Origin of the sequence: Phenylobacterium sp. (genome assembly GCF_036263695.1) — a bacterium.
Classification (GTDB): Bacteria; Pseudomonadota; Alphaproteobacteria; order Caulobacterales; family Caulobacteraceae; genus Phenylobacterium.
This window is the reverse complement of sequence record NZ_DATAGM010000362.1, coordinates 1-3,272: the sequence shown is the minus strand read 5'-3', so window position 1 is coordinate 3,272 and position 3,272 is coordinate 1. Positions and strand designations below refer to the sequence as shown.

The following is a 3,272-nucleotide window of genomic DNA, read 5'->3' as shown; positions in this document are numbered from 1 at the left end:
TTTCGGTGCGCCAGACCGGAACCGGCGCGGTCGACGGGCGCGACTGCGGCAACGGCCTGGTCATCGACCACGGCGGCGGCTGGGAGACCCAGTACTGCCATATGGCCCAGGGCAGCCTTCGCGTGCAGCCCGGCCAGAAGGTGGCGGCCGGCGAGCCGATCGGGCGCATCGGCCTCTCGGGCATGACCGAATACCCGCACCTGCACATCACCGTCCGCCGCGCGGGCACGATGGTCGATCCGTTCGTCCCGGCCGGGGGAGATGCCTGCCAGGCGCAGAACCCGCTGTGGGACGCCGCGGCGCTGGCACAGCTCGCCTACAAGCGCCAGACGGTGCTCAACGCCGGCTTCACGTCGGCCGCGGTGCAGATGGAGGCGCTGGAAGCCGGCGCCCTGCCGCCCGCCGGCCCGGATGCTCCAGCCCTCGTCGCCTATGTCCGCGCGATCAACCTGGAGCCGGGGGATGTGCAGGAGCTGACGCTGCGGGGGCCGGCCGGCGGAACGGTCGCCACGAGCCGGGGCGAGCCGCTGCAGCGCCCGCGGGCCCAGCACATGATGTTCGTGGGCAAGAAGCGGCCGCCGGAGGGTTGGCCAAGGGGCCGCTACCAAGCGACCTATGTGGTGATCCGCGCGGATGGCCAGGAGGCCGCGCGAAAGACCTTCGAAATCAGTCTCTGAGACCGCTTCCGTACGGCCGCGGAGTTGTATAAGCTAGGCCTGTCAGCCTAGCTCTCCATGGCTGTGTCGCTTTGGCCGGGTCGTAGAAGCACAAGCTTCACGGCCCGGCCTTTCGCTTTCTGGAGAGGCGCGAAGCCCTAGTGGCCGCCGCCGGCGCGCTCGCGCAGCACCAGCACGCCAATCACGGTCGCCGCGACGGAGACGAACAGCGAGCCCAGGAAGCCGGCGTCGGTGCAGAACAGCAGCGTGAAGAACAGCACGACCACCGCGATGGCCAGCGAGCCCCACTTGGTCATCCCCATGACCAGCTTGTAGGTCGAGGTCTGCTCCGAGATGTCCATCTCGCCGCGGTGATAGTCGGAGGCAGGTCCGGCCATGAGCTTACGTGGTCTCTCTGTCTGAACAGTCGAACTTGCGCCGGGTGCTACACGAGAGCGCCGCGCCGCTCAAGCCGGCCAGGCGGCGAGCAGCGCACGAAGCGCCGCCACCAGGGCCAGCGGCTGGTCGACCATGATGTGATGGTTGGAGTCGGGGATGGCGATCTGGACCATGTCCTTAGGCAGCGGCGAGCCCCCGCCCTGCAGGCGGCGCTGCGCCACGCCGGATTTTTCGCCGTAGATGTGGGCGACGGGCACCTTGACGTCGGGCGGGCCGCCTTCGGCCAGACGGTTCATCGCCGTACGGTCCAGCTTGTTCCACATCGCCGGGTCGAACCGCCAAGTCCAGCCCATGCCCGAGCCGTCCTCCAGCGGCGCCTCCTTCAACGACTTGCGGGCGATGAAGTCGGCGACGAACAAGTGGCCAGGCGCCTGGGGCGGCATGAATCGGAAGCGCTTCAGCGCCGTCGGGATGTCCGGATAGACCCGGTTCGCGCGGTCGGTGGTGGGGATGTTGCGCACCCGCTCGGCGCGGCGCTCCATCTCCTTCTGCTGGGCCGGGGGCGGGCCGCCGAAGCCGGTGTCCACCAGCACTGCCGCATGCATTCGATCCGGGTGGCTCGCCGCGGCGAAGAACACCTGCGAGCCGCCGAACGAGTGGCCGATGTAGATCGGCTTGCGGCCGCCTTCGTATAGCCCCGCCGCCCGGGCGCAGGCCTCGGCGTCCTCGGCGAAATCCTGGAAGGCGTAGGTCTCGCGCCAGTCCGACGCGCCCATTCCGGCCAGCGACATGGAGGCGACGCGGTAGTCCTCCGCCAGGAAGGGGGCGATGAAGCTCCACCAATCGGCATGCGCCGAGTTGCCGTGCACGAGGAGGAGGCCCGGCTTGCCGACCTTGCCCCAGGTCAGGAGCTCGATCTTGGTGCCGAGCGACTCGACGAACTGGCGCTCGGGCGCCTTGGCGATGGCGTCCTTGAACCACTGCGGCGCGTCCGGCTCGCGGCCCTCGAAGGGCGCCAGCGGCGACTGCACCTCGGGCGGCAGCTCGCCGGGCTCGGTGTGAACCGGGCGGTCGTCGTCGAAGGCTTCCGGCTTGACGGCCGGCGATGCGTCTTCGGCCATCAGCCGCTACCCCTCGCTATCGCACACAAGATTGCGCGATGCTGACTAACGGGCGTTTGAGAAATGGCAAGCGCCGAGGAGTCACAGCTCAGCTGCAACCGCGGCCCCACCTTGGCCGTTTGCCCTCTCGCATTCGTGATCAACAGGAGCTCGTCATGACCTCGTACAAGCCCGCCCGCCTCATCGGCCTGGCCGCCGCCTTGGCGCTGGCCGGATCCCTCGCCGCCTGCGGCGACCGGGAAGCCGAGAGCGAAACCGCCACCTCTGAAGCCGAAGTCTCGACCGACGCGCCGCCGGAACAGGTCAGCGACACCCAGCTGAAGGCCGCGGCCGACCAGGCCGCCGCCGCGGCCGCCACCGGCGCCACCGACGCCGGTGCGGTCACCAGCACCGCGCCGACGATGGATCCGGCCGCCGCCCCCGCCGCCGGCACCGCGACGACGACCGCGCCTGCCGCGCCAGCCGCCGGACACTAAAGTCTAGGCCTCTCCCCCCGCGGCGCGGGGGGAGAGGGTTTAGGAAACCAGCGCCTCGAACTCGTCGACGAGGCGTTCCATCTGCTTCACGCCGGCGGCCCAGAAGGCCTTCTCACGGGGATTGAGGCCGAAGGGCCTCAGCGCCTCCACGTAGGTCCGCGTGCCGCCGGCGGCGAGCAGCTCCTCATAGAGGGGGGCGAAGCCGGCTGGATCCTCCCGCCGCTTCTCCATCAGCCCGCGCACCAGCAGGTCACCGAAGGCGTAGGCGTAGACGTAGAACGGGGCGTGCACGAAGTGGCTGATGTAGGCCCAGTAGTGCTCATAGCCCGGGTTGAGCCGGATGGCCGGCCCCAGGCTGTCGCCCATCACCTTCAGCCACAGCCTGGAGATCTCCTCCGGCGAGAGCTCGCCCTGCGCCCGGCGGGCGTGGAACTCGGTCTCGAACTGGTGGAAGGCGATCTGGCGAAAGACGCTGTTGAGGCCGTCCTCGATCTTGCCGGCCAGAAGGCCGCGCCGCTCGTCGGGTGTCGACTCGGCCAGCAGCCGCTCGAACACCAGCCCCTCGCCGAAGATCGAGGCGGTCTCGGCCAAGGTCAGCGGGGTGTCAGCCAAGAGCGTGC

Annotated in this window: 5 protein-coding genes; 2 read left to right on the top strand and 3 right to left on the bottom strand. The window is 69.7% G+C overall.

Annotated elements, in window-relative coordinates:
- Positions 1-677 (top strand): M23 family metallopeptidase (locus VHK87_RS14825; RefSeq protein WP_329635662.1); only part of this gene is annotated, 677 nt, incomplete at its 5' end.
- 137 nt (positions 678-814) lie between these two features.
- Here the strand turns inward: VHK87_RS14825 and VHK87_RS14820 are convergent.
- Both VHK87_RS14820 and VHK87_RS14815 read right to left on the bottom strand, forming a co-directional pair.
- A complete protein-coding gene (locus VHK87_RS14820; protein WP_329635661.1) occupies positions 815-1,054 on the bottom strand; it encodes an aa3-type cytochrome c oxidase subunit IV in 240 nt (79 codons plus the stop codon).
- 69 nt (positions 1,055-1,123) lie between these two features.
- Positions 1,124-2,176, bottom strand: coding sequence for an alpha/beta hydrolase (locus tag VHK87_RS14815; RefSeq protein ID WP_329635660.1), 1,053 nt, complete (start codon positions 2,174-2,176; stop codon positions 1,124-1,126).
- 155 nt (positions 2,177-2,331) lie between these two features.
- On the opposite strand from VHK87_RS14815, the gene VHK87_RS14810 reads away from it, so the two are divergent.
- On the top strand, positions 2,332-2,652 hold the full coding sequence (locus VHK87_RS14810; protein WP_329635659.1) for a hypothetical protein: 321 nt from the start codon (positions 2,332-2,334) through the stop codon (positions 2,650-2,652).
- 39 nt (positions 2,653-2,691) lie between these two features.
- Here the strand turns inward: VHK87_RS14810 and VHK87_RS14805 are convergent.
- Positions 2,692-3,272 (bottom strand): M3 family metallopeptidase (locus VHK87_RS14805; protein WP_329635658.1); only part of this gene is annotated, 581 nt, incomplete at its 5' end.

Coding starts and splice junctions, on each gene's coding strand:
- VHK87_RS14810 (WP_329635659.1), top strand. CDS start 2,332: ATGACCTCGTACAAGCCCGCCCGCCTCATCGGCCTGGCCGCCGCCTTG.
- VHK87_RS14820 (WP_329635661.1), bottom strand. CDS start 1,054: ATGGCCGGACCTGCCTCCGACTATCACCGCGGCGAGATGGACATCTCG.
- VHK87_RS14815 (WP_329635660.1), bottom strand. CDS start 2,176: ATGGCCGAAGACGCATCGCCGGCCGTCAAGCCGGAAGCCTTCGACGAC.